Source organism: Variovorax sp. 20P10.2.4, from assembly GCF_058244205.1.
Genome location: NZ_JBZAYE010001108.1, coordinates 1 through 1,369 on the forward strand (window position 1 = coordinate 1; position 1,369 = coordinate 1,369).

Below are 1,369 nucleotides of genomic sequence, written 5' to 3' on the forward strand. Positions count from 1 at the left end.
CCGACCAGGCGCTCGCCCAGCGCGGCGGCGCGTTCGCAGAGCTTCTCGTCGGCGATCACGTCGAGCACCGCGTGCGCCGAGGCCACCGCCAGCGGATTGCCCGCGTAGGTGCCGCCGAGGCCGCCGGGCGCCGGCGCATCCATGATGGCGGCGCGGCCGGCCACGGCCGACAGCGGCATGCCGCCCGCGAGGCTCTTGGCCATGGTGATCAGGTCGGGCTCGACGCCGTGGTGCTGCATCGAGAACAGCCGGCCGGTGCGCGCGAAGCCGGTCTGCACCTCGTCGGCGATCAGCACGATGCCGTGCGCGTCGCAGAGGCGGCGCAGGCCCTGCAGCAGCGCGGTGGGCGCGACGTTGAAGCCGCCCTCGCCCTGCACCGGCTCGATCACGATCGCGGCCACGCGCTTGGGATCGATGTCGGCCTTGAACAGCTTCTCGATCGCGGCCAGCGAATCGTCGGCGCTCACGCCCTGCAGCGCGCTCGGGAACGGCACGTGGAACACGTCGGCCGGGAACGGGCCGAAGCCGGTCTTGTAGGGCGCGACCTTGCCGGTCATGGCCAGCGCCATCAGCGTGCGGCCATGGAAGCCGCCGCCGAAGGCGATCACGCCGGCGCGGCCGGTGTGGGCGCGCGCGATCTTCACCGCGTTCTCGAGCGCCTCGGCGCCGGTGGTGAAGAAGGCCGTCTTCACCGGGCCGGAGATCGGCACCAGCGCGTTGAGGCGCTCGGCCAGCGTCACCACGCTCTCGTAGGGAACGATCTGGTAGGCCGTGTGCGTGAAGCGCCCGAGCTGCTCCTGGATCGCGGCCACCAGGCGCGGATGGCGGTGGCCGGTGTTGAGCACCGCGATGCCGGCGGCGAAGTCGATGTATTCGCGGCCTTCGATGTCCCACAGCGTCGCGTTCTCGGCGCGCTGGGCATAGAAGCCGCACATCACGCCCACGCCGCGCGGCGTGGCCGCGAGGCGGCGGGTCTGGAGTTCGGAGTTGGTGGTCATGGCTGAAGGCGTCCGGGAAAGGGCTGGAGGTCGATCGGAAGTTCTGATTGAATGCGCAATTGGCTCCATCAAAAAGATCCACTTCCTGCAATCAGGATGGAGCCAATCCAAAAAGCCATGAAATCCATCTGCGCCGACCTGGTGCTGCAGCGCATCGCTCCCGCCGCCGGCGCCGCGCTCAACCGCCAGCTCTACGACTGCCTGCGCGGCGCCATCCTCGACGGCAGCCTGCCGCCCTCGAGCGCGCTGCCGGCCTCGCGCGACCTGGCGCGCGAGACCGGCATGTCGCGCAACACCGTGCTGCATGCCTACGAGCAGCTGCGCGCCGAGGGCTACGTGCATTCGCGCGTGGGCAGCGGCACCTTCGTGGC

General features: G+C 70.6%; 2 protein-coding genes. One reads left to right on the forward strand and one right to left on the reverse strand.

From position 1 onward, the window contains the following. The coding region (gabT, locus tag AC27VN_RS41505; protein ID WP_490880515.1) for a 4-aminobutyrate--2-oxoglutarate transaminase at positions 1-998 on the reverse strand (998 nt) is incomplete at its 3' end. Between the two features lie 117 nt (positions 999-1,115). Here gabT and AC27VN_RS41510 point away from each other — a divergent pair. Beyond that, on the forward strand, positions 1,116-1,369 hold a 254-nt coding region (locus tag AC27VN_RS41510), incomplete at its 3' end, for a GntR family transcriptional regulator (protein WP_490880516.1).